Annotated in this window: 18 protein-coding genes, 1 tRNA gene, 1 pseudogene, 1 riboswitch and 1 other annotated feature; of the genes and pseudogenes, 11 read left to right on the forward strand and 9 right to left on the reverse strand. The window is 52.0% G+C overall.

Annotated features, from left to right (window positions below):
* Nucleotides 1–269: 269 nt before the first annotated feature.
* The 4 genes from ACFQ03_RS15740 to pheS form a co-directional block, all read right to left on the reverse strand.
* Nucleotides 270–824 (reverse strand): CvpA family protein, encoded by a 555-nt coding sequence (locus tag ACFQ03_RS15740; protein WP_379289309.1) that lies wholly within the window; start codon nt 822–824, stop codon nt 270–272.
* 11 nt (nt 825–835) lie between these two features.
* Nucleotides 836–3,526: a cell division protein ZapA gene (zapA, locus tag ACFQ03_RS15745; protein ID WP_144939955.1), complete on the reverse strand. Its 2,691-nt coding sequence runs from the start codon at nt 3,524–3,526 to the stop codon at nt 836–838.
* 105 nt (nt 3,527–3,631) lie between these two features.
* Nucleotides 3,632–6,073 (reverse strand): phenylalanine--tRNA ligase subunit beta, encoded by a 2,442-nt coding sequence (pheT, locus tag ACFQ03_RS15750; RefSeq protein WP_379289312.1) that lies wholly within the window; start codon nt 6,071–6,073, stop codon nt 3,632–3,634.
* Nucleotides 6,074–6,100: 27 nt separating this feature from the next.
* On the reverse strand, nt 6,101–7,135 hold the full coding sequence (gene pheS / locus ACFQ03_RS15755) for a phenylalanine--tRNA ligase subunit alpha (protein ID WP_379289314.1): 1,035 nt from the start codon (nt 7,133–7,135) through the stop codon (nt 6,101–6,103).
* A 602-nt stretch (nt 7,136–7,737) separates the two neighbouring features.
* Nucleotides 7,738–8,014, reverse strand: a binding site (T-box leader).
* Nucleotides 8,015–8,583: 569 nt separating this feature from the next.
* On the opposite strand from pheS, the gene ACFQ03_RS15760 reads away from it, so the two are divergent.
* From ACFQ03_RS15760 to ACFQ03_RS15770, 3 genes and pseudogenes are all read left to right on the forward strand, one after another.
* Nucleotides 8,584–9,420 (forward strand): transglycosylase domain-containing protein, encoded by an 837-nt coding sequence (locus tag ACFQ03_RS15760; protein ID WP_379289316.1) that lies wholly within the window; start codon nt 8,584–8,586, stop codon nt 9,418–9,420.
* A gap of 257 nt (nt 9,421–9,677) precedes the next feature.
* Complete coding sequence (locus ACFQ03_RS15765; protein WP_379289318.1) at nt 9,678–10,310, forward strand: DUF1259 domain-containing protein; 633 nt, start codon at nt 9,678–9,680, stop codon at nt 10,308–10,310.
* 277 nt (nt 10,311–10,587) lie between these two features.
* Nucleotides 10,588–11,120: pseudogene (locus tag ACFQ03_RS15770) on the forward strand (DUF3267 domain-containing protein).
* 218 nt (nt 11,121–11,338) lie between these two features.
* Here the strand turns inward: ACFQ03_RS15770 and ACFQ03_RS15775 are convergent.
* Nucleotides 11,339–11,409 (reverse strand) — tRNA-Gly (locus ACFQ03_RS15775).
* Nucleotides 11,410–11,617: 208 nt separating this feature from the next.
* Between ACFQ03_RS15775 and ACFQ03_RS15780 the strand changes: the two genes are divergently transcribed.
* Nucleotides 11,618–12,085, forward strand: coding sequence for a GNAT family N-acetyltransferase (locus ACFQ03_RS15780; protein WP_144941471.1), 468 nt, complete (start codon nt 11,618–11,620; stop codon nt 12,083–12,085).
* A gap of 89 nt (nt 12,086–12,174) precedes the next feature.
* Here the strand turns inward: ACFQ03_RS15780 and ACFQ03_RS15785 are convergent, their stop codons facing one another.
* Entirely contained in the window at nt 12,175–12,915 is a 741-nt protein-coding gene (locus ACFQ03_RS15785) for a hypothetical protein (protein ID WP_186328512.1), read from the reverse strand.
* A 354-nt stretch (nt 12,916–13,269) separates the two neighbouring features.
* Here ACFQ03_RS15785 and ACFQ03_RS15790 point away from each other — a divergent pair, with 354 nt between their 5' ends.
* From ACFQ03_RS15790 to ACFQ03_RS15815, 6 genes are all read left to right on the forward strand, one after another.
* Nucleotides 13,270–14,622 carry a right-handed parallel beta-helix repeat-containing protein gene (locus tag ACFQ03_RS15790; protein WP_379289321.1) on the forward strand — a complete coding sequence of 451 codons (1,353 nt, stop codon included), beginning with the start codon at nt 13,270–13,272 and terminating at the stop codon, nt 14,620–14,622.
* Nucleotides 14,619–15,254 carry a nitrous oxide reductase accessory protein NosL gene (locus tag ACFQ03_RS15795; protein ID WP_379289323.1) on the forward strand — a complete coding sequence of 212 codons (636 nt, stop codon included), beginning with the start codon at nt 14,619–14,621 and terminating at the stop codon, nt 15,252–15,254. The genes ACFQ03_RS15790 and ACFQ03_RS15795 overlap by 4 nt, the downstream gene beginning before the upstream one ends.
* Before the next feature lie 115 nt (nt 15,255–15,369).
* Nucleotides 15,370–16,188: an ABC transporter permease gene (locus ACFQ03_RS15800; protein WP_379289325.1), complete on the forward strand. Its 819-nt coding sequence runs from the start codon at nt 15,370–15,372 to the stop codon at nt 16,186–16,188.
* Nucleotides 16,181–16,903 carry an ABC transporter ATP-binding protein gene (locus ACFQ03_RS15805; RefSeq protein WP_144941461.1) on the forward strand — a complete coding sequence of 241 codons (723 nt, stop codon included), beginning with the start codon at nt 16,181–16,183 and terminating at the stop codon, nt 16,901–16,903. Before ACFQ03_RS15800 ends, ACFQ03_RS15805 begins: the two co-directional genes overlap by 8 nt.
* Before the next feature lie 127 nt (nt 16,904–17,030).
* Complete coding sequence (locus ACFQ03_RS15810; RefSeq protein WP_379289327.1) at nt 17,031–17,426, forward strand: hypothetical protein; 396 nt, start codon at nt 17,031–17,033, stop codon at nt 17,424–17,426.
* A gap of 188 nt (nt 17,427–17,614) precedes the next feature.
* A complete protein-coding gene (locus ACFQ03_RS15815; protein ID WP_144941457.1) occupies nt 17,615–18,541 on the forward strand; it encodes an aldo/keto reductase in 927 nt (308 codons plus the stop codon).
* Nucleotides 18,542–18,711: 170 nt separating this feature from the next.
* On the opposite strand, the gene ACFQ03_RS15820 is transcribed toward ACFQ03_RS15815, so the two are convergent.
* From ACFQ03_RS15820 to ACFQ03_RS15830, 3 genes are all read right to left on the reverse strand, one after another.
* Nucleotides 18,712–19,113, reverse strand: coding sequence for a DUF2203 domain-containing protein (locus tag ACFQ03_RS15820; protein ID WP_144941455.1), 402 nt, complete (start codon nt 19,111–19,113; stop codon nt 18,712–18,714).
* Nucleotides 19,114–19,291: 178 nt separating this feature from the next.
* Nucleotides 19,292–19,945 (reverse strand): HAD family hydrolase, encoded by a 654-nt coding sequence (locus tag ACFQ03_RS15825; RefSeq protein ID WP_186328511.1) that lies wholly within the window; start codon nt 19,943–19,945, stop codon nt 19,292–19,294.
* Between the two features lie 625 nt (nt 19,946–20,570).
* On the reverse strand, nt 20,571–22,130 hold the full coding sequence (locus tag ACFQ03_RS15830; RefSeq protein ID WP_379289330.1) for a cobyrinate a,c-diamide synthase: 1,560 nt from the start codon (nt 22,128–22,130) through the stop codon (nt 20,571–20,573).
* Between the two features lie 1,081 nt (nt 22,131–23,211).
* Nucleotides 23,212–23,322, forward strand: a riboswitch (TPP riboswitch).
* Nucleotides 23,323–23,695: 373 nt separating this feature from the next.
* Between ACFQ03_RS15830 and ACFQ03_RS15835 the strand changes: the two genes are divergently transcribed.
* Nucleotides 23,696–24,691: an ABC transporter substrate-binding protein gene (locus ACFQ03_RS15835; RefSeq protein ID WP_379289332.1), complete on the forward strand. Its 996-nt coding sequence runs from the start codon at nt 23,696–23,698 to the stop codon at nt 24,689–24,691.

Consider the following 24,691-nt stretch of genomic DNA (forward strand, 5'->3'; position numbering starts at 1 on the left):
CGCAGTTTGGCAACAGGGGGTTATACCCCAAGAGCAAACCACCCGTTGGACGGGTGGTTATGATTTGCTCAGCGCTAGCTGCAATATAAAGGTAAACCTGTGTGTCCATCTGTACGATTTTTTTCTACAAAAAGGCGAGAACTAAGGCGGCTGGCCAGCTCTATCGCGATCCGGGAAAGCGGGCAAGGAATCAATCCTCAAGTGAGCACTCGTCCGCATCAAGCTATCGCTCATTTGTGCCTCTAGAAAGACTATTCGAGAGGCGTATACTAAGCATTTTCAGGCGTAAATGAAAAGAACTCCGGGAGCTTCTCCAAAACTATAGGAGGCCAAAGAATAAGGTAAGGAACGGCCCTCGACTCCCCCAACACCCGCTGTAGAGAATCCGAAGGGATGGCCATAAGAACATACACCATCAAAGTCAGAATTAGGGTGGCCTCCAGCATACCTAAGATCGCCCCCAACCATCGGTTCAACCCGTTGAGTCCCGGTACCTTCGCCACTACATGAAGCACCCTCCCCAGGAACGACCAGGCGATTTTGACGATCAGAAATACAGCGGCAAAAGCTATCGCGTTGTAAATATAAGTTTCAAGCCGATAATGGCTTATCAAAAATTCATAGTTGGAATTAGAGGTAAACGTCTTGAGGGGGATCCACTCTGCCAGATAAGCGGCCACCTTGTCATAAAGGAAAAAGGCCGCCAGCAAGGCGGCCACCAAGCCAAGGACCGAAACCAACTGGCTGATCAACCCTTTGCGGAAACCGGCCGCGAAGGAGGCGATCACCGTGACGGCAGCTATCAAATCGATAATATTCATCATCGGTCCGCACGCTAGGCTTTCGGGCCGGTTTCATCAATCACCAGCTCGATCCATTCATTATATTCTTTCTTCAATTTCTCGTATTCAATCTCGAGCAGCCGGTACTTTTCTTCCAGTTCCTTATTCTGCTCTTTCTCGCGCAAAGCCCTCTCGTTCGCCAATTGCTCGTTTAATTGCTCAATGATCTGCAATTGACGTTTATTTTCCTGACTGAGCTCTTCCGCCAGAAGGGCTTGTCCCGTTTCCTTCTCGGCTGCTGCGCTAATTTCCTTACGGAGGCTCTCAACCTCCTGACGGAGCCGCTTCCTCTCTTCCTCACGTTCTTGCTGCTCCAGCTCCCATTCCTCGAAAAATTCCTTCATCGAGGCGAGCTCTTCCTGAGCGGCGGCAACCTCACTGCGGCCCTGCATCTCGATTCTGCGGAGCTTGTCCAGCTCGGACTGCTGCTTTCTCAGACGATCCTCGATCGCGACCTTCTCCTCCGTCCATTCGGATTGGCGGGCTTTCCATTCCCGATCCTCACGCCGCAGACGTTCCAGTTCGCGATTGAGCTCCTCCAGTTGCTGATCCCGCAGCTGCCGCTCTCTATGGGATGCTTCCAGATCGTTATGCAGCAGCCGGATAGTTTCTTCCAGGGAGACAGAACGTTCCCTCTCCTCTTTGCTCGTTGCCTTCACCTCCAGAAGCTCTGCTTCCAGGGCATGGATGCTTTCTTCCAACGAAGCGGTCCGTTCCTGCTCTTCCCGGCCCGATTTCTTCGCCTCGAGCAGCTCGGACTCCAATACGCGAACTTGATCCTTCAAGGAGGCGGCTTGATCCTTCTCCTCCTTGCTGGTTCTCCTCAACTCGGCAAGCTCCGACTCCAGTGTGCGAAGCTTCTCCTCCAGCGATGCCGCACGTTCCTTCTCTTCTTGACCGGACGTCATCGCCTCGAGAAGCTCCGTTTCGAGAACGCGAATGTTTTCCTCCAATGAAGCTGCACGCTCCTGCTCTTCCCGGCCCGATTTCTTCGCCTCGAGCAGTTCGGACTCCAATACGTGAACTCGCTCCTTCAAGGAGGCGGCTTGATCCTTCTCCTCCTTGCTGGTTCTCTTCAACTCGGCAAGCTCCGACTCCAGTGTGCGAAGCTTCTCCTCCAGCGATGCCGCACGCTCCTTCTCTTCTTGACCGGACGTCATCGCCTCGAGAAGCTCCGTTTCGAGAGCGCGAATGTTTTCCTCCAATGAAGCTGCACGCTCGAGGGTCTTCTGTTCGGCAGCCTTAGCGGCTTGAGCCGTATTTTGTAACTCGCCCATTTCCTTACTAAGGCTCTCTATCTTCGATTGCAAAGCAGCAATTTGCTCCTGCCGGGTCTTTTCGTTAATTGCTGCAGTGTTGAGAGAAGCCTGCAGCTTGTCTTTCTCCGAGGTTAAAGAAGTAATTCGGCTATGCTGCAGTTTCTTTAACTCGCTCGCTTCCTTCAGCTCCGTCTCCAACTGAAGCTTTTCCTTCTCCAGGCGTTCTTTCTCTTCCTGCCAGCCGGTCTGCTGAGTTTTCCAAGCGGCTTCCTCTTGACGCAGATTCTCTAATTCTGCACGGAGCTCTTCTATTAAGCCGGCCTGGCCCTGCTCGGCTTCCTTCGACTGGCGGACGGAGGCCTGCAGCTCTTCGATGGTAGCTTTCATCACGGCCGCCTCTTCCTGCTGGCTGAGCGCGGATTCTTTCGCTTGCCGGAGCTCGCCTTCCAGACGGAGGATTTCCTCATCCTTCGCCGCAGCCTGCTCCTTCAAGCTATGCTCAGCCTGCTTCGCCTGCTGGAAGGAGGTCTCAAGCTGCATCCTTTCGGATTCGAGAAGAGCGATCCAGTCCGTCTGGCTCTGAGCATTCTCCTCGGCAAGCTGCAGATCGCCTTTCAGCTTCTCGACCCGGCCCTCCCATTCTTTGCGCTCCTCGGCCCATGCAGCTTCAAGCTTGCCATGCTCTTCATGACCGCGTTGGAGCTTGTCCACTTCCTGTGTCAGCTCTTCGACACGGGCCGCCTGCCGCCTTCCGGCTTCCTGCGATTCAGCCAAAGCCGTCTCCAGCCGGGCGGAATGCTCCTGGACGGCAGCAAGCTTCTCCTTCATGTCTGCTTCCGCCCCTGCGGCCTCGTCCAATGCCGTTTGCAGCTGCCGGCAGTCTGCCTCCAGCGAGCTGATCCGTTCCCTGTAGCCCTCTGCCGCCTCCTCTGTCGCATTCAGCACAGAATAGAGCCGATTCTGCTCCGTCTCCAGCTCTTCCAGACGCGCACGCTGAATCTGGCCGCTCTCCTCCGCCTCCCTGAGCTCACTCTCCAGCTTGGCGACGGCAGCCTCCAGCCGGTTCCGGGTTCCTTTCCATTCCGCCTCCCGTTCCCGCCATTGTCCGACCTCAACCTTGAGCTTGTCGGCCAATTCGGTCAGCTTCCGCACTTCCTCGAGCTGCTCCTCATATTTGGCTTCTATTCCGCTCAGATGCTCGGCATCGGATTTCATTTTGAAATATTCATCCGCCATATTCACTGCGGCGAGCACGGCTATTTTCATGGAATCCAGCCGGGAATTCAGCCGGGATATGCTGTGCATCTGCTCATTCACATGAGCGGCCACTGCCTTAATATAATGCGGACTGGTGCTGCCCATTAATTTATAGTTGGTACCATATATGTCAACCATAACGCTTCTCTTTTGTTGTTCCTCGTCCATTAGCGCTCCTCCTCCCTACCTTGATCTCAGATGTCTATGATGTCAAAAAGAAGACCAGCTTTATCGTCACTAAAATAGTATTCGATAAAGCCGGTCATTTTCCTGCTATTTTCGAAGCTCCGCGCCAAAAGTTTGCTCCAGCGCCGCAATGGTCTGATCGTTTCGTTCCGTAACCTCTTCGTCGGTCAGCGTCCGGTCCGGATGCCGGTAGACAAGTGACAGAGCAACGCTTTTCTTGCCGGCAGGCACCTTGTCCCCGGTATAAATGTCGAACACCTGGATCGATTCAAGCAATGAGCCGGCGGCTTCCTTCACTTTCTTCTCCATCTCGCTTACAGCCACCTCCGCGTCGACCACAAGCGCGAGATCCCGAGTCATGGCCGGGTAACGCGGGAGCGTCTTGTATTGGATGGAGAAATCGGCATAACGGGCCAGAGTATCCAGCTCGATCTCCGCCATATATGTCTCATCCAAATCCTTCTCCTGCTGTAAATCGGGATGCAGCTGGCCGACCGTTCCGAGACGCACCGGTCCCTCGGCGGTGGATACCCAAATCTCGGCCGTTCTGCCCGGGTGGTAGCCCTCCGGATGAGCCGCCTTGTATTCCACGGTCAATCCGAAATAATCCGTCACCTTCTCCAGCAGGCCCTTCACATCGAAGAAATCGACCGGTACCGGCTTGGAGGACCAATGTGCGGGGCGATTGGAGCCCGTCCACAGAATGGAGAGCATCAGCCTCTCCTCCGGCTGCCTGGTCAGCTCCTTCTCATCGGTCACGAACACCCGGCCGATTTCATATACGGCCACATCGTCGATGCTGCGATTCCGGTTGTAGAGAGCCGTCTCCAGCAGATTCGGAAGCAGGCTGGTACGAAGGGTGCTTCTGTCCTCGCTCATCGGCGTCGACAAGCCAATAGGCCGTGCGTCCTTGTATTGTCCCGGCAATGATTCGATTTGCTTCGGATTGACGAACGTATAGGTGATAACCTCATGCAATCCGCTTTGCGACAGAAGCGAGCGGAGAGCGCGGCGAACCTTCTGCTCCCGGCTGAGGGAGCCCGGCGTCGTCACTCCGGTCATCAAGGTGGTCGGGATATGATCGTAGCCGTACAGACGCGCTATCTCTTCAATCACATCGACATCCCGCGAAATATCCCCGCGGCGGCTCGGTATCCGCACCGCAATCTGTCCGTCCGCCGTTTGCTCATAGGTGAAATGAAGCCGATCAAGCAGGGACAGGATCGTATCCGTCGGTATTTCCGTACCGAGGAAGCTGTTGATGCGGTCCGTGCTTACGGTCACCGTGACCGGCTCATGGCCGCCTGCTGCGGCTTCGGCGATGCCTTCGGCCGCCTGGCCGCCGGCATAGCGGCAGATCAGCGACGCGGCACGGTCCAGCGCCGGAAGCACCGCCTCCGGGTTCACTTCCTTCTCGAACCGGAGGCTCGCTTCGGAGCGCAGCCCCAGCTGACGCGACGTCCTGCGCACGGACGAGCCGGCGAATTTCGCCGATTCCAGCACGATGCAGGTCGTCGACTCCGACACTTCGGAGTTCGCGCCGCCCATCACACCCGCTATTGCAATCGGCTTGGCCCCGTCCGTGATGAGCAGCATGCCGGCGTCGAGGGTGCGTTCCGCGTCGTCCAATGTGACGAACCGCTCGCCCTCGGCTGCGGTCCGGACATCAATGCGGCCGCCCTCCAGCTTGTCGGCATCGAACGCATGAAGCGGCTGGCCGTACTCCAGCATGACATAGTTCGTAATATCGACAATATTATTGATCGGCCGCACACCGGCAGCCATCAACCGGTTTTGCAGCCACAAGGGCGAAGGCCCGATTTGCACCCCGTCTATACAGCGAGCCGCATAGTGGCTGCACAGCTCCGGTTCGCTGATCGTGATGTTCAGACGCTCCGCAGCCTTCCCGCCGCCGGTAACGAGCCCGTCCTCCGGCGCCGGAAGCTTGATCTCGCGCCCCAGAATAGCCGCGATCTCGTAAGCAACCCCGATCATGCTGAGACAATCGGAGCGATTTGGGGTTAAATCCAGCTCCAGCACTTCATCATTAAGTCCGAGCACATCCAGGATGCTGTCCCCAATCTGCGCATTCTCCGGCAGAACAAGAATGCCTTCCTGAATTTCCTTCGGCAGCAGGCGATCATTCATGCCCAGCTCTTTCGCCGAGCAGATCATGCCCTGCGATTCCACTCCGCGCAGCTTGGCCCGCTTGATCTTCAGTCCGTCCGGCAGCGAAGCTCCGACCAAAGCAACGGGTACCTTCTGCCCGGCATCCACATTTTTCGCCCCGCAGACAATCTGCAAATCTTCTCCCTGTCCGGCGTCCACTACACAGACATTCAGCTTATCCGCATCGGGATGCTTTTGCTTGGATTTCACATAGCCGACCACCACTTGGTGGACACCTTTATTTCTCGATTCGATAATGTCAACCTCAACCCCGCTTCGGGTCAGCTTCTCCGCCAAGTCCGCAGCGGAATATCCTGTCAGATCGACATAGTCTGAAAGCCACTGATAAGATACCTTCATCGTTTCTACCTTCCCCTCTGCTATAGGTTATACTCGTACAAATTGCTGCAAGAAGCGCAAATCATTCGTATAAAAATGACGGATATCGTCAATTCCGTATTTCAGCATCGCTATTCGCTCCACACCCATTCCGAAAGCAAACCCGCTGTATTCGCGCGGATCGTACCCCGCCATCTCGAGCACGCGCGGATGCACCATGCCGGAGCCGAGAATTTCCAGCCAGCCGGTTTGCTTGCAGGTCCGGCAGCCTTCGCCGCGGCACATCATGCAGCTCACATCCACCTCGGCGCTGGGCTCCGTGAACGGGAAGAAGCTGGGGCGCAGGCGGATCTTCGTATCCTTGCCGAACATCTCCTGAACGAATTGCAGCAAAGTGCCTTTCAAGTCGCTCATGCGAATATGGCGGTCAATCACCAGACCTTCTATCTGGGTAAAGACGTGGGAATGTGTCGCATCGTCGTCATCGTGACGGTATACTTTCCCCGGACAAATAATTTTGACGGGGACGTCGCCCTTCATTCTTTCCATAGTCCGTACCTGGACCGGAGAGGTATGGGTTCTCATCAAGATCTCGTCGGTGACATAGAAGGAATCCTGCATGTCCCTCGCCGGGTGATTCTTGGGAAAATTCAGCGCTTCGAAGTTGTAATAATCCGTTTCGACCTCGGGTCCCTCTTCGACGGTATATCCCATACCGAGGAATATATCCTCGATCTCTTCAATGACCTTGCTGAGAGGATGCACGGCCCCAGCCGGCTGCTTCCGGCCCGGCAGCGTAATATCGATCGTTTCCTGGCGCAGTCTCTTGTCGGTCTCTTCCTTGCGGAACTGCTCCTGCTTCCGCTCAATGACTTCCTCGATGGCCGTCCGGACCTCATTGGCCACCTGACCGATGATCGGCCGTTCCTCGGCGCTAAGCGAGCCCATTCCCCGCAAAATTTCGGTCAACGGACCCTTCTTTCCCAAATATTTGACACGCAGCTCATTCAATTGCTGGCTTCCGTCCGCTTGCTCCAATTGCAGCAGAGCCTCCTGTTTGAGTGCCTCCAACCGTTCTTTCATTTTCTCGCCTCCAATAACTGATTTTCCGCCTCCAGGCGGGATGATTCGCGCGCGGCAAGTTTGGAATTAGTTGCGGATCGCCGTCATCGGCAGTGCTTGAAATCGAATGATCTAGCGACCGCGACTGCTTTTTTCAACTCCAAACCTGCGGCTTCGTTTCCTCACTCATCTTACTTACGAAATCCGGCCGACGGATGAAAATGCTGCCTACCGTCTGACCGCATGCCGGATTTTGCTCCATCAAGTTGGCCCCTTTCTGCCGCCATAGTTACCCCTACGGTAAAAATACTTTGGCAAATGAGCCGCCAATTTCGTTTCGCCGGATAGATCGAAGGGGGATACGGGAACGGATTCTTAACAAATAAATAACCCCACAAAGTGACGTATACCTTCGAAGCTTATTCCGTCCGCACTCCAACGGAGTCGGCGTCTAAACCTTCCTCTAAACGCGGTCGCTCTTCCTGACCTTGCTTCGATAAATGTTTATACAGTACTTTGCGGGGAGCCCTGTAAATACCCCACAAAGTGACGTGTGACCTTCGAAGCGTATTCCGAGTACTTTGCGGGGAGCCCCGGAACTTAAAAAAGGCGATCCGCCCCCATCAAGGGACGAAATCGCCGTGGTACCACCCTTATTAAAATAACGAACCTTCTGCAGACCGCCCAAACCGGGCCAATCTGAAGGCAATCGCTATTTTCACTTCGCGAATAACGGCTCGTAACCGGTATCTCCTACTTCCACCACGTATCCGCAGGACGGGTTCAGAGAACTGCTCCGGAGCGAACTTCGGCAGCCTGTTTCTTCAAAGACGCTCTCAATCCGCGGCGTCTTCTCCCTGTAAGTCAGTACTGCTTACTCTTCTCCTTCATAGCATTTCAATTGAATTAGACACGGGAAGCAAGTTCCCGCACCATCTTTTATAACAGATATTATATGCAATTGTCTGCGTGAGTGCAAGCCGTGTTCCTACTTGTTTAAGTTGTTCCGCTTTGCAATCCTATATTCTGTCACAGGGATTATTTCATAAAGCCGGATTTCGGACCTACCAGTACAATGGAGGCGACAATCCTCAACGATAACGGGATTCTTTTGGTTAGCTTCTGCTTCACAGCCGCTCCCCTCCTTTCTAATATCCGTCCTATACCTGAACAATCTGGAGCCCTGTTTGCCTTCTATGCTTCTATTGTACAAATGTTTATGCCCGGGTCATACAGACTCCGGACGGACTTTAAGCTGGACAAAGGTCCAGCTTACTTGCGGGAATTTACATTATATAATGAGAGCAGAGCAAAGTACGGGGAACGCCTGACTGACGAATCGCGAGAAACCTTACAAATCTTTAAGGTTCTTGTCATGCAAATCGATAGGAGTTCCGGAGGAATCCGGCTAATATGTAAATATGGAGCCCTAAATGCCTTTCCTATTTGACAAGGAGGCTGAAATTCGTATGCATAAGACTGCCATTTATAAAACTAATCATAGACCGAATCAAGCACAAATCCGCCGATCCGGAAGGTCCTTCCATCTGTCTTTGCGCCAGATTCTGATCCTGTGTTCCGCTGCCTTCCTGTTGTTCATGACGGTCTGGATTTCCATGGTTCTAATCGGCCATGCCCTGATAGACGAACGGAAGCTGGCCGCATATCGCCATCCGGATTCGATGCCCGTTCAAGGAATGGATGCGCCGATTCCCCGTGATTACGTTCACCTTAACGAAATGCCCGATTATCTGCGGAATGCATTCGTAGCGATCGAGGATCATCGTTTCGAGAATCATATCGGCATTGATCCGATTGCATTGGCCCGTTCTCTATGGGTCGATTTGGTCCAGGGACACAAAGCACAGGGCGGCAGCACCATTACGATGCAGTTGGCCCGCAACATGTTTCTGACGAATGAGAAAACCTTCGACCGAAAGTGGAAGGAAATGCTCATATCCGTATATCTTGAACAGAGATTCTCCAAGGATGAAATTTTGGAAATGTATTTGAATAATATTTATTTCGGACACGGAATTTACGGAATTGAAGGTGCCGCAAGCTATTATTTCAACAAAACGGTACGCTACGGATCGAACGACAAGCCCTTAATCAACTTAAGCGAAGCCGCCATATTGGCCTCCCTGCCGAAAGCTCCGGAATCCTACTCTCCCGTCAGGAATTGGGATAAGGCGAAAGCCCGGCAGCAGCTTGTCCTTCGCCGGATGAACGATCTCGGATATATATCGCAGGATCAGCGAGAATCGGCTATCGGGCAGCAAGTCATCGTCAAGCCGGCATCCTGATCATTGGAAGCACTAAATGCATAAACAAGCAGCGTGCAGCTCCAAAGTTCCTTCATAAGTAGCTTAAGCAGCCCTCTCCTTTCGGAGGGGGCTTTTTTGTATGAAGGCTCTATATTGCAGATAAAATCGACATTGATGTTCCACCAATTCCCAAATCATAGTTACTTAAACTATTAATCTATTAAAAAGTCTATTTTTCTATCATAATGAGGCTCCCTGCATAATATAAACTATAATCGAAAAAAGGGGGAATTACTGTGAACTCGCCCAGCCCGCTCTGTCAGGATTTTGCAAGAATACTTGGGGGAACTGCGGAAGTTGTTAACGGGGTTTGTACGGTCACCCGGATCCGCAGCAATTTAAAGCCTCTAATCCAAGGCAGAAGAACGAGATCCGCCTTGGCCATTGCCGCTCTGTTCTCATTCGAGGATTTGGACAGCAGAGGCAACGCGTTGAACTTGGGAGAAACGGTTATTTTGCAGGAGGAGGTCAATCCCTTCATATCGGCTCTGCGCGCCCGTGGAATTGAAGTGACCGCTCTGCATAATCACTGGCTGCTTACCGATCCGGTGCTCATGTTCATCCATTGGAAATCCATTGAACCTCCTCTTTCTTTTGCAAGGAAGACGGCGGAAGCCTTCCGGGTATTAACGACCCGGACTATAGCTCCGAAGAAAAGCTCCTCAAGCGGAGGACACAGATCGAGCCGCTCCAGCCATTCAAGCAGAAAACGGAGATCCGTCTCCCGTTTTTCCGGCAGTAAGCACAGGTCCGTTTCGGGTCGATCCGGCAAATTATATTCCTCAAAAAGCCGTCGTGTGAAGTCTTTGCACAGATTAAGAAGTGTCAGACCTTCATCTGTCAGCCTTAGATCCCGGAAATTGAAGTAAACCGTGTGCCCAACAATAAGCTCTTGTGAGGAATATATTGCCGTAGGTGGGGCTATCAAGACGGGTGAACGAGATTTTGACACGATTGTAGTCACATGCGATAAAGCACATTAATTGCCTTGTGCCTCCATGCGGGAACTGCCACCAAATGCTTCTTAAATATTGCCCTGACATTAAGGTGATTTTGATTGATGCGCAAGGAATTCCTGTTAAAGTTGAAATGCCTCTAGGGCCTAAAATCGTATATTTCCAAGTGAATAGAGAGGGCGATAATGAGATGATATTGTGGTTTAGAAATTTGCCGCAGCCAAGTACGGATTTGTCTAAATGGACTCCTTTTATTAAAAATAATTGGTTTCGAAAGCATTATATGAAGCTAGTGTATCTATTGATGGTTATAATCTTTCTAGCACCCAATTGGCTCGGAATAAGGTTTGCTCATATGTCAATATTCTCCATTATTCTGACCGTTGTCTTTGTTTTTATATTACATGAAATCCTTCACATTCTTGTGATACATAAGAAAGCGATATTAGCTTAACGTTCAGCGGAATATTTTTTTGGCTTAATACAAATGCAATTCTATCCAAGAAGAGATTTTGGGTCTTTATGAGCTTGCCTCTTATTGTATTATCGGTAGTTCCTGCTATTAGTTCATTCTATTTATCGGGTAATATCAAAACATTTATGTTATTTATTAGTTGGATAAACTTGATCTTCTCCTCTTCCGATATCGTCAATTCATTTTTAATCTTAATAAAGCCTAATAAATCCGTATTTTGTAGAGGATATTATCGAGTAAAAAGCTAACGGGGAACGATAATCCAAATTGCCCGTACTATGACTGACTTACAGTTTCTTACAGGTTGATGACATCCTGGCAGGCCGGATGTCCGTTCAAGATGATCAAGGAAACCGTTCCATACAATAAACATAAAGAAAAGGAGTATACCCTATACCGCATATGATTGCCTAAGTTCATACGTTAAGGCATCATGATACGCTAAGAGGTATACCCCTATGAATTAAGCGGGTGATGGGAATCGAACCCACGCTACCAGCTTGGAAGGCTGGAGTTCTACCATTGAACTACACCCGCATATTAGCTGCTCTTCGGCCCGAAAAACGTTGGCCTTCAGGGCTTTTCTTCCCGGTTCAAGAATAACTTCGTTCGGAGTGACAAAAAATAATATATCATGTCCTATCCTAAAATGCAATGCTTATTTTTGATTATTTTCGCTGTACAATAGCATATATTACTTAAAGCCCGATATACGCTGAAACCAAAAGCTTGAGGAGGGTATGGCATGCCATCGCTGCTGCAGCTTCAACATAAAGAAGATTTTACTCCCAATGTCCGGCGGATTCTTGAGGAATGTCTATACCTTCCGGATGAAGAAAAGCTCAACAAGATCGTCGATCTATACCTTTCCGATTCCTGCCGTTTTTTTTACGCCTGGCATGATGACGAGGAAGAAGATGCCCGGGCGATCATCGGTATTAGCGTCCGTTCGGAAACCCAGTGCGCGGTCATCCTTCATATCGCGGTCAAGAAAGAACACCGCGGGAAAGGAATAGGACGGCAGATGATTGACAAGGTCATCGCCCGGCATGCCGTTCTTTCGGTACAGGCCCAAACCGATCAGGATTCCGTGCCGTTTTATAAATCATGCGGCTTTACGGTAACCAGTCTGGGTGAGCTCTATCCCGGCATCGAACGTTTCCTTTGCGAGAAAAGAATGACCTCCTACCCGATTTGCCGCACTCCGGAATAACCGGCGCTCCATCAGCCCATACCGCCGGGTTCCCCTGCCTTCTTAAACGGCCTGAATCCATAGTTGCAGTGAAACGCGGAAATACACAGTTATAACCGCTCCAATATGGCTGCCTGACGCTTGCCGATTCTGAGAGCTTCAAGCCTCCGGTAGCCTTCGTGCCTGATTTTCTGTCCCTTGTCCGCAATGACGATCAGCACGGAGGAATGGGCCGCTACTCTCTGCAGCTGGTCCAGCATCCGGTACAGGGGATCTTCCGCATCTTTAGTACCGCCCCATTGAGTTTCTTGCCCATAGGGAACATCCGCGATGATTAGATCCGGAGAAGGCAAGCCGGCGCTAGCCTTGTCCGCTTCCGCCATAATGTCGGCTTGAATACAGCCGGTACGAATCCCCTCTGTTCTTCCGATAACATATTCCTTAATTCGTTCGGCAGCGTGTAGAGCCTCTTGATGAGAATCCTTCCCGTATTCCGTCCAGTTCCTGCGAATTTCTTCCATCCTCCGCTCCAGCCCCTCCTCTGAAAGCAGCGACAGATTTCTTTGGGTAAGGGCGACCGCCTCTTCCCGGATGTCCGAGCCGTACAGCCCCGCTATCCTGTCCCCATGAAGCAGCCCAATCACCGTCAGTAAATAGCCTCCTCCGCAGCAAGGATCATAAACCGTATAGGGTCCGTCCACCCCTTTATTTTGCAGCCGGAACACCCCTCTCTGAAACAGCTCGCTGGCCAGCCTGACCGGAAAAGAAGTCATTCCCTTGCGGCTCTCGATGACTTTGCCGCTGGCTAAATCTTCGTAATTGCTTTTGGACGTGACATATTGGTATTCCATCTCTTTCTTTCCCTTCTGTCGTTTTCTTCCCCGGGCGTTCATTTTCTAATTCTATACCATTTCAAGAATGAAAACCCCTCCCCCTCTTTTTCTTCCGACATTCCCGCCTGCTCCCCATAGAAATAAAGCGACACATTTTGTTAACAACAATAGCTCTATTGAGTCATATGTGACTGCTGAAATTTGTAATAGACTCAAAAAGTATAGTGAATGCCGGAAGGGATACAAGCTTCCACTGATCAGCTCAGTGCCGGCAGTTGAAACCGGTCCTTCCCCCGCTTGTTGCAGGTGCCTCTCAAGCAGACTTGGCGGAAGGAACCAGGAAAGCTACGACTTCCGTCAGGAGGTGAATCGATGAAAGGATGGCAAGGCATCAAGAGGCAGCGCCCGGCGTTCTGGTTAATGATTCTGTGGATGCTCGCCGGATTGGTCTTCTTTTCCCCGTTCGGGCAGGTGGATGCCGCAGAGGAAGGAACTCCGCTGCAGCCGCTCATAGATCAGGTGGAAGCCGGCGGAACTTTAATTCTGGAAGCAGGCAGCTACATAGGACCCGCCACGATCAGCCGTCCCATCCATATCAAGACAGAGGGAACCGTCAAGATTACCGGCGACGGCGTACATCCCGTCATAACGCTTCAAGCGGACGATTCATCGATTACCGGTCTGCAAATTTACGATGAAATGGATGACCGGGAGAAGGCCGCGATCCTTGTAGAAGGCAGCCGGAACCGTCTGGAGAAGCTGCAGATTATTACCCGGGCCAGCGGAATCCAACTGCGGGAAGCGCACAGCAATGTGCTGGAAGGATTGACAGTGCAGCGGCCTCAAGAGACGAATCCCGTCCGCTTGTCGAGGCGGGGCAATGGAATCGACCTGTGGGGATCCAATGATAACCTGATCATTGGCAACCTGGTCAGCCATATGCATGACGGAATTTATGTCGAGAACAGCCAGTCGAACCGGGTGGAGAACAATCGGGTCGATCGGTCCCGTTACGGGTACCACTTCATGTTTACGAAGGATTCCTATTTGGTCGACAACGAAGGACAGTACAACGTAACCGGGGCCATGATTATGAGCTCGGACCAGACGGAGGTCACCGGGAATACCTTCTCCGAACAAAGTGAGAACGTTAATTCCCAAGGTCTTCTTCTGTTCGATGTCAATACGACGGTAGTCAGAAGCAATCGGGTGGAAGGCAACCGGATCGGATTTTATATCGAGCAGGCCAAGGACAGTCAGCTTACGGATAATTGGATTGCCCGCAACTTTATCGGTATCGAAATGCTGTCCTCGGAGGGCAACGAGCTGTCGGGGAACCATCTAATCTCCAATGTCAATCAGGCCCAGGCGGCCGACAGCGCCGACAATAGCGTAAACGGCAACTACTGGGATGATTTTAAGGGGATAGATTTACAAGGAGACGGGTATAGCGATCTGACCTACCGAACCAATCCGTTCTTCGTCACTCTCACGCAATCGGCCTCGGCTTACCAGCTCTTCTTCGGATCGCCGGGGATGGTTTTTCTGGAGGGAATGTTTCCGGCCGATCCCGAGCAATCTCTGGCGGATGAGGCGCCCTTGATGAAGCCTGTCATGGAAAGCGCCGGCCAAGGTGCTCTGAACGGATATACATTGGCTATTTGCGCGTTTCTGTTTGTCTGCAGTACATTATTTATTTATCTATGGGGGGTTAGAAGGCAATGAAAAAATCGGTATTCATTTTATTATCTGTAATGGTTATGATTATGGCATCCGCCTGCGGGAAGAAAGAAGAGTATACCCCGGCAGCGATCAATGAAGGAGTAGACCGCTGCGAAGTATGTAATATGATGATCGCCGACGATCATAACGCGACCCAAATTGTTCTCAAGGACGGACGTTCCCTGAAATTTGACGATATCGGCGACCTGTTCGTTTGGACGAAGAAGAACGGCCTGGACCAGGTTGGACAACGCTTTGTCCGGGATTATCACAGCAAGGAATGGCTGAAGCTGGAGGATGCTTATTATGCCTATGACAGCACATTCAAAACCCCGATGGCTTTCGGAGTATATTCCTTTAAAGATAAAGCTGACGCCGAGAAGTTCATCGAGGAGCAAGGCAAAGGGGTGCTGATGTCTGCCGCCGACCTGGATAGTCATTCGTGGGAATCCAATATGGAGCATGGGCACGATCATGGGCATTCGGAGGGACAGGAGGGACATTCCAAGGAATCTCATGGCAGCGGTCATGAAGAAGGCTCCCACGATTCGCATAAAGAAGGGACCGACAATTCCGGCCATGGTGACGAAAACAACAACAGCCAAGAACAACACAAAGAGACTGACGCTAAATAAACAGGCCTTCAGTCCTCTCGATAATTTATATAATTTGGCTTTCCTGAGCTAACCCGTTAATGATCAAATCTTGGCTATTATGCAAATAAGCCTCCCTGACAGAGGATGTGATATCATGCATTGGCTGACGGTAGCCCTGCGCGAGGTCAAGCTTGGCTTTCGCAACCCGTGGGCCTATTCCTTCATGGCGCTGTTTTCTCTCTTCAGCCTCGCTCTGCTGTTGATTCAATCGCAAGCCCAAATGAGCGGCTACACCAGCTCCACGGGAACGATGCTTAATCTGATTCTTTATCTTCTGCCGCTAATGACTTTGCTATTGGGCTCCTTTTCCGTTACGGCGGAAAAAGAAGAGGGAGGGTGGCAGCTGCTGTCCACCTACTCCATCGGCACGTCCTCTTATTTGCTTGGCAAATATGGCGGTCTGGCGGTAGTACTTTTTATCATCATCGGCTTCGGGTATGGCTTCTCCGGACTGGCCGGGGCATTGATGGGCAGATCATTCGCAGCGGATGCTTTCCTGCTGTTTCTCGCCTTCTCTGCCGGACTGATCCTGCTGTTTCTGGCCATCGCGATAGGAGTCGGCACCCTGTCCAGAAACCGGTGGCAGGCGTTGACCTACGGCGTGGCCATCTGGTTCTTCCTCATACTGGGCTGGCCTACCCTGCTCGTCTCCGTATTGGGGTTCTTGCCTTATCTATGGATCAAACCGGCCCTGGTCGGGTTAACATTCCTCAACCCTGCAGAGCTGGTCCGTGTTTATATGATCGTCAAGATGGGCGGCGGGACCGTCTTCGGAGCGGAGTATTATCAATGGGTGGAATGGATTCAGAAGCCGGCGGGAACCCCGATTTTTATCGGAATATGCCTGGCCTGGATAGGATTATGCCTTGCAGCCGCTATCATCGGATGGGAAAGAAGGCGATATCGTGGATAACTCGGTGCTTGAGCTTCATTATGTAACGAAAACCATCGGCAAACGCCCCATCGTTCAGCCAATCAGCTTGACGGTCCCTCCCGGTGAGGTACTGGCGCTATGCGGCGGTAATGGGGCAGGTAAAAGCACGATTCTGCGAATGATCGCCGGAATTATTCAACCGACCGCGGGAACCATCAAGGTGAAAGGGTGCGAGCGGAGGAAAAATCGCAAAGCCTACGCCGATCATATCGGGTATATGCCGGATGATTTCCTGTTCGGCCAGGCTTTGTCCGCCAAGGAGACGATTCTGTTCTATGCGGCACTACGGGGCGTCCCCAAGGCTAAAGCGCTGCAAACGCTGGAGCGTGTCGGACTCGGGGAGGTCCGGAACAAATCGGCCGCCTCCTATTCCAAAGGAATGAGACAGAGGCTGCTCTTCGCCCAGGCTCTGCTGGCCGATCCCGCCCTGCTGCTTCTCGATGAGCCTACTAACGGATTGGACCCGTTCTGGATGGAAGCCTTCGTAAAGTTTATTATAGAGTTAAAAGAAGCCGGACGAACCGTTGTTTTCTCCACTCACCAACTGGACATAGCCGAACAAGTGGCGGACCGGGTGCTGTTCCTGAATGAAGGACAGGTGATGTATTCCGGATACACGCATGAATACAGAGACAAGTACGGAAAGGCCGGATTATCGGCCGCTTTTACCGAGCTGTTCCAAGCGAAGCGATGAACCGATTTGAACGGATTAAGCGAATGCTTCGCTTGTGCAACCTTGAACTTGCTCTCATTTGCTTCTGCGCAGGTTTGCCGGAAAGCTTCATTTTATCGCCATCAACTATGAAATAGGAGGGAAAAGTATGGCACAGCGTACCCGCTCCTTCGTTCTCGCATGCTTGCTGCTGGTGTTTCTGACCGCTTGCGGCACCGTTCAAACCGGCCTTCCGGACGGGATTGCAGTCCCCGAGGAGCAAATTGCCCTGACGAGCGACCCCGAGCCTGCGGCCGCCGGCCAGGAAACGACCTTAAGCATTGAATTGAAGAATCTGCCCGAGCCGGATGACACCACAGTCGATCTGGAAATTCGCAAAGCGGGATCGGTTCGGGGGAAGTTTAGCAAAACCAAACCGGATAAGAGCGGAGAAATGTTTTCCACTGAGTACACATTTGAAGAAGCAGGCCGATATGAGGTTATCATTCATATCTATGCTCCGGACGTCCATCAAACCGTCCCCAGAGAATTGGAAGTTAAATAAACAGCCGCCGTCCGCTTAACAAGCGATTCGGTAGAGCTTATATGGCTTGAAACAGGTGATCAGGCTGATCAGTCCTGCTGCCCCACCCCGGTCATTCGCCCGCTAATACGGACCGGGGTCTTGCTTTACAGCCATAACTTGAGAGTTGCTGGCAAGAGAGGTAACATGGTAGTCAGGAGGGATGAACGATGAAATATCGCAGACTCGGCAAAACAGGTCTCAAGGTTTCCGTTATAGGAATCGGAACTTGGCAGTTCGGCGGAGAATGGGGCAAGGATTTCTCCCAGGACGAAGTAGACCGGATCCTGGGACGGGCCAAGGAGCTTGGCATCAACTTCATCGATACGGCAGAATGCTACGGCGACCATTTATCGGAGCGGTTTATAGGAGAATTTCTCCACAAGGACCGGCGGGAGGACTGGGTGGTCGCCACCAAATTCGGGCATGAATTTCACGGCCATCTTCATCGGACCGACCGCTATTCGCCGGAGGATGTCATTCGGCAGCTGGACGCTTCTCTTCAAGCGTTAAGAACCGATTACATCGATCTGTACCAATTCCATTCCGGCCCGAATGAAGCCTTCGACAACGATAAGCTGTGGACCACCTTGGACAAGCAGGTGCAAGCGGGAAAAATCCGCCATCTGGGCACCTCCATCGCCAAGAACGATAATCTGCATCAGACAGAGCAATCGACACGTGTTCAATCCAAAGTGATACAGGTCATCTACAACCGGCTGGATCGCCAGCCCGAGGAGCGGGTATTCCCTTCCTGCATAGAGCAAGATCTTGGAGTATTGGCGAGGGTGCCGTTGGCCAGCGGATATTTAAGCGGCAAATACAAGCCCGGTACCGTCTTCGGGAGCAATGACGTAAGGCATCGTCATGATCCGGAGCAGATCAGGCAGAGGCTTGCCAAAGTGGAAGAAATTCGTGCCAAGGAAGTTCCCGAAGGAATGGATATGGCGCAATGGGCCTTGGCCTGGTGTCTCAAGCACGATGCCGTTACAAGCGTAATTCCGGGCTGCAAGAGCGTGGAGCAGGCGGAGGCTAACGCAAGCGCCGCCCAATGGGTGAGCGATAATCACCCTCAGGCCTGGAAGGAAGAGGAATAAACCTCTCCTCTGATTGGCGCGAGGCATGGCTCCCAATAAGCGTCAAGCGTTATATATCGGCTCGTCATTATACGCAATGTAACAAGGATAAACGGCTATCGCCGTCCCTTGAACTGAGAGGCCTCTCCCGTTCCTTTACGAACGGGGGAAGCCTCTTTATATGTTGTGATTCAGTTATGGTCCAGTCGTTTTCTTCCGAAATAACCGTCATCCAGCCCATGATAATGATTGATTTTATCTTCCCCGAGCTTCCAGCATAAGAGTACCTCTTCACCATTGATCACGGCTGGAAAGTCTACCAGTCCAAGCTCTATATCTTTGAGCTCCGCCCCCTTATGAGCAATGCTGTTGGCGATCAATTGAGCCTCCATCTGAAGAAACTCCAATTCGGACTCGAGTAAGAAATAACGGTCCTCTCCGCTTGAATCCGATACGGGAGCCGTCTGCTTCATATGGCACAAATCCGCGTACATACGCTCAAAACGATTTTTAATCTCCTGCAGACTTTCCACTTCCTGCCGGATGATCGGCAGCAAGCCATTGGCTTCCTCCGGTGTAAACCATTTTTTCACTGGCTGCTCCCTCCTTCTCTTGAGAAGCCTGTCCAACGAATGAAACGATTATCGGCACTAAGCCTCCGTCCCAATAATCGGCAGAAGGCCCTTCGCCCTCGGCCGTTTTTCCTTCGCTTCATGGATGATCTCATGATCCGACAGACTCCCAATACTCTCTGGCTGCTGACAAAGCCAATTACAGATGCTCCAGCAGCTCGCTCATTTTGCTAATTTGGGCGATGAAAGGAACTTCGTTCGTTTCAAGCCCCGCTGTGTCGCAGCCATATAAAATAAATCTGGATCCGCCATCGCTAGCAGCTTTCCCGTCCATCCAGGAATCGCCTACGACTACCCACTCTTCCGCTGCAATATCCGGATACAGCTTATGCACATACAAAACTCCGTCGGGAGAAGGCTTCAAGCGGCCCATCTGCTCCCGGCCGACGATATGGTCGAAGTAAGACTTGACCCCGGTTTCCGTCAATGCCGCAAGTGCTGCAGGATAGGTGTTATTGGTCAGAATGACCATAGGGTAACGTCCGTAAAGCCGGTCCAGCACCTCATGAACCTCCGGCTCCAAGCCGGCCCCGGCCATGCCCTCCCTTTCAAAACGGCCAATAACGTCCCATACCCCGTCAAGCCACTGCCCACCGTCACCCGCCCGCTCCCTCGCCATCTCGATTAATTGGGCACTGGTATATTGTTGCCATGCGGGAAGGTCCGGCAGCAGCCGATGGCCGGATAAATAGGAGTAGACTCCTTCCTTCATTGCGGGAAAATCAATCGAGGAACGGAGCACCGTATTATCCATATCAAACATTAGTCCACGGATCGGCAGAAGATGTGACAATCGGTATTCCCCCTTCTTATTGCTTTTTAGATCCCCTCCATCTTGTTCTTCAAGCATACTCTATCTTTCCACCGGTTTCCATCCCTCTTTCACAACGCGCACCTCTTCCGTCGCGGTGGACAGTAAAAGCCCTTATTTTCATGCAAAAAATCAGACGGGGATTTCTCCCCGCCCGATTCCGATTCGCCCGGAAAACGAAGGCGCCTATAGTTTTCTTAGAGGGCTTGACCGATTTGGAAATACTCAATAGCGGTCCAAACTGCCTATACTGTCATTCGATCTATTAAGAGGACACTTGATGTATAGTGCCCAATCGGCCAATCTAATAGTCGGAAAAACGGGACTTGTCCGGCCATCCGGCAGCCGCGCGGCGGGCAAGTCCAATTATAAGCAGTGATGGACGTCGGCTATTTGAATTGGTTAAGGCTGGACCAGTACAGCAGAATTAACATTTTCAACGTCCAATCCAAATCTTTCAATCCAATTCCCTCCTTTTCTCTCAGGCTTCTCTAATATATGAGCGCTGAAAGAAAACGGAGTGGGGGCCGGTCTAATTCTATGAAAAAAATCACTTCTGTCCCGGAACTGCTAGATTTATAGATTTATAGATTTATAGATTAATAGATTAATAGAAAACGGATTTCCGCTGTGCATATTCCCTGCAGCATTCCAGCCAGCGGGCCGCCAAGCGCGGGTTGGAGGCAAAATGGATGTGCGAAAATCCGGCCACCAGGCTGCCGGACATATAGCCCTCGGCGTGCTCCCCTTTACGTCCCTTCACCCAATAAGCCGGCGGCCATTCCTCGTCAGGCTCCACAACGGAATAATGGAATTCATGGCCGCGGGCGGTTTCTCCCTGCCCGAACAGGAAATTCCGCTCCATTCCGTGAATTTCCCGGTAACCGAAGGACTGCAGCCGATCCTTCATCACGGTCGATCCCGGGATCAGGCCGATCATCGGATACTTCCCGCCGTCCCGGGTACGAATTTCGTTCGTCAAATACATGTACCCGCCGCACTCGGCCAATGTCGGCATGCCGCTGAGGACAGCGTCGCGAATGGACCGTTTGGGCAGCTCCTGCCGCGAGAGAATCGGGGCATATTCCTCCGGAAAGCCTCCGCCGATGTACAGACCGCTTGCATCCTGCGGAACCTCCTCTCCGGCAAGCGGAGAGAAATAGACGCATTCTGCGCCGTACGCTTCCAGCAGCTCCAAATTTTCCGGATAGTAGAAGTGGAAGGCGGCATCCTTCGCTATGGCGATACGCAGCGGATTCCGCTGCGCGGAGGCCCGGTCCGCAGGCTCGAATCGCGGAGCATGGGACGGCTCGGCCCCCGGGGGCCGCAGCGATAGCACCGGGGCGGCCGACTGCTCCGTCTGCGAGGCGCCCGGCTCGGGCCGGCGGAGCGCCCCGGGCTGCGGCGATGGCGGCGAAGCGGGGACCTGCTGCGGAAAGATGGTCCGCTCCGCAAGGACCGGCGGCGACTCCGCGAGGGCCAGCAAGCCATCGAGGTCGATCCCGGATTCCGCGAGGTCGGCCAGCCGCTCGAACAGCGGCTGCAGCTCGCCTCGCGCTAACGCCGGGATCAGCCCGAGATGGCGCTCTGGCAAGGCGACGGCATCGTCCCTGCGCAGCCAGCCGAGTGCGGGAATTCCGCACTCCTGCTCGATGGCTGCCCGGACGATGCCGTAGTGCCCCTCGCTTCCGACGCGGTTCGCGATGACTCCGGCTATCCGGATGTCATCGGCGAACCGCTGGAAGCCCTGCACGATCGCCGCCGCCGAGCGGCCCATGCCGCTGCAGTCGACGACGAGCACGACCGGGCATTCCAGCAGTTGGCTGATCTCTGCCGTACTGCCCGCATGGCTCGTCGGGTCTTTGCCGTCATAGAAGCCCATGACCCCCTCGATGACGGAAATATCCGCCCCCTGTGATCCGCGGACATAGATTTCCCTTACTCCCATCGGGGACATCATCCAGCTGTCCAGGTTGCGGGAGATCCTGTCCGTAATGGCGGTATGATAGCCGGGATCGATATAATCCGGTCCGCATTTGAACCCCTGCACCGCCTTGCCCCGTCTTCTCAATGCGGCCATGATTCCGAGAGCGGCCGTCGTTTTGCCGCTCCCGCTGCCCGTCCCGGCGATAAGAATCCGTCTGTCCGTCGGCTGTTCCGTTCTCAATTTTCTTCCCCCTTATATTCCTGCATCCGGCTGTGTCTCTAAGATAATACAACCGCATCACCGTATAGTTCCTATAAGCCTTTCTCTTCGCCCAGTATACCTGTTAAGCTTTGATTTTGCCATTCTCTTAAGCGATCGGGATGGCGGCCGACGATAATATAGGAGGAACTCTTGCTTCCATAAAGTGTGGACCCCGGCTGCTTCGCAGCAAAGCTTTGGATAATAATTAAGTAGGCGAAATTACTAGAAATAATAAGAGAAAGGGAGAATATGGATGAATAAGGGGCTATTTTTTTAATAGATTAAAATTAATAGAATTTTTAGAATATTTACATAATATTAAAACTCTGATAGGATTGCAGTAAGCTAAACACCAAACAAACACAAGATACCCAGTATCCTTATCTCATCTCCTCGACACAGCTGTTTACCGGAATGGGACCCTAAGGGCGACAGTGAATTGGAATTCCGATTCGAACCGCCATCCATATTAAAGAGCCCACTCCGTTAAATAGATATATACTCTTAGCGGGAAAGGGGATAGTCCAATGGAGCAGCGTTAGCGAAGCATGCTGTAATCAGGTTGCATGAAGGAAGAAGTCCCGTGACAGCTTTTTCCGTAATCTGTGGGCATGTGGGAACTCATATCAGCTCTTTCTGCCAAGCATGCATAGCATGTAAATGAAAGGGTTAACTAATAAGAAAGGATTGGACATGCTGGGCATGTGAATCGCAGGAGGTTAATGGAAGTAAAGTGAATATGGAAATTCAAAGATAAGGCTCCGTTTATTTTAATGAGAAAATAGACGGAGTCTTTTTATGTTCTTCACGATTTGCCTAACTACCATGAAGCACCCATTTGTAATGAACACGCATTTAAATTTCTCCGAGGCCAGCAAATAGCAAGTTCCGCCGCAGCCTGCCGATCCGTTTTTCCACTTGCCTTATTCAACCTCAATTGTGCAGGGCCCTTGTCCGATTTCGGTAACGGTCCCAACTCCGGATGATCCGCTCAGTGGACACATTTCCCTATTCACGCTATAATATAGTCGCAATGGCCGTTGCATCCTGTTGTTTTACAACTTCATAACCGGGGAGCTGGACTAGGCCGGCTGAGATTGTATCCCGCAAGATACTGACCCTTTAACCTGATCTGGGTAATGCCAGCGTAGGGAATACTGCATATGGTCCATCCATGTGCCGCCTATATGCTATTTTGCGCCCTTAGATCAGGGGCGTTTTTTTATGCATTTTTCCAACATGAACATAACAAGGGAGGAAGTAAGGGAATCATCGCCATTCAAGGGAAGAATGAACTCGCTTAAGCCATGCTGAATATCGGCTGGTCAGACGCTCGGAACGAAACCGATCACCGTGCGAAAGCCGGTTCGTGATCCGGCGGCAATTTTTTATCCGGAGACGAATATGCTCTACTGGTCCGGATTTCCGCCTATGCTGTAGGACTATCCCGGCAAAGGATTATCGGATTCATCCATATCTTCTCATGATGGAGTACACGAGTCCCCTTAACGTTAACTATGAAATCATTAACCTGGAAAAAACTAATGTTCGTCGCCTTGACCGCTCTTCTAATGCTAACCGCCTGTGGCAATAAAACCGAGCCGGCGCCGGACAGTGCTCCAAGCGATAAACTGACGGATGTCACTCTTGTTCTCAACTGGTTTCCGAATACCAATCATACCGGCTTATATGTGGCGCAAGACTTAGGATACTACGAAGAGGCCGGTCTGCGCGTCAATATCGTTCCCCCGGGGGTCAACGGATCGACGGCTATTGTCGGCTCCGGCGAAGCCGCCTTCGGTGTAAGCATCCAGGAGAACGTAACGGAAGCCCGCATTCAGGGAGTTCCGGTGGTCTCCATCGCCACATTGATGCAGCATAATACCTCCGTCTTCGCATCGCCCGTGGACAAAAATATTAAGAGCCCGAAAGATTTCGAAGGCAAAGTATATGGCGGCTTCGGCTCTCCGGCGGAGGAGGGAGTGCTGCAGTCCTTGATGCAGGCCGATGGGGGTGCCGATGTCAACACGGTGAAAATTGTCAACCTGGGCGAAGCCGATTTCTTCACCGCTGTTCAGCGGGATGTCGACTTCTCCTGGATCTTCTACGGCTGGACCGGAATCGAGGCCGAGCTGCGCGGGGTTCCGCTCAATCTCATCCCTCTTACGGATTACTCCGAGAAATTGGACTACTATACTCCGCTGTTAATCACTAACGAGGAGACCATTAAGGAACAGCCGGAGCTGGTCAAGGCTTTCCTCGCCGCAACGGCCAAAGGCTTCCAATATGCAATGGACAAGCCGGAGGAAGCTGCGAAAATACTGCTGAAAGCAGCGCCGGAGCTGGATGAAGAGCTGGTCATGGCCAGTCAGAAATGGATCAGCCCGCGTTATCAGGATGATGCACCGCAATGGGGCATTCAGAAAAAATCGGTATGGGTCAACTATGCGGATTGGATGAGAGAACACGGATTAATCGAGCAGGAATTCGATGCCGATGCTGCCTTTACGAACGATTTTCTGCCTGAGCCCGCACAATAA

This window comes from Paenibacillus residui, assembly GCF_042677205.1.
Taxonomy (GTDB): domain Bacteria; phylum Bacillota; class Bacilli; order Paenibacillales; family NBRC-103111; genus Paenibacillus_L; species Paenibacillus_L residui.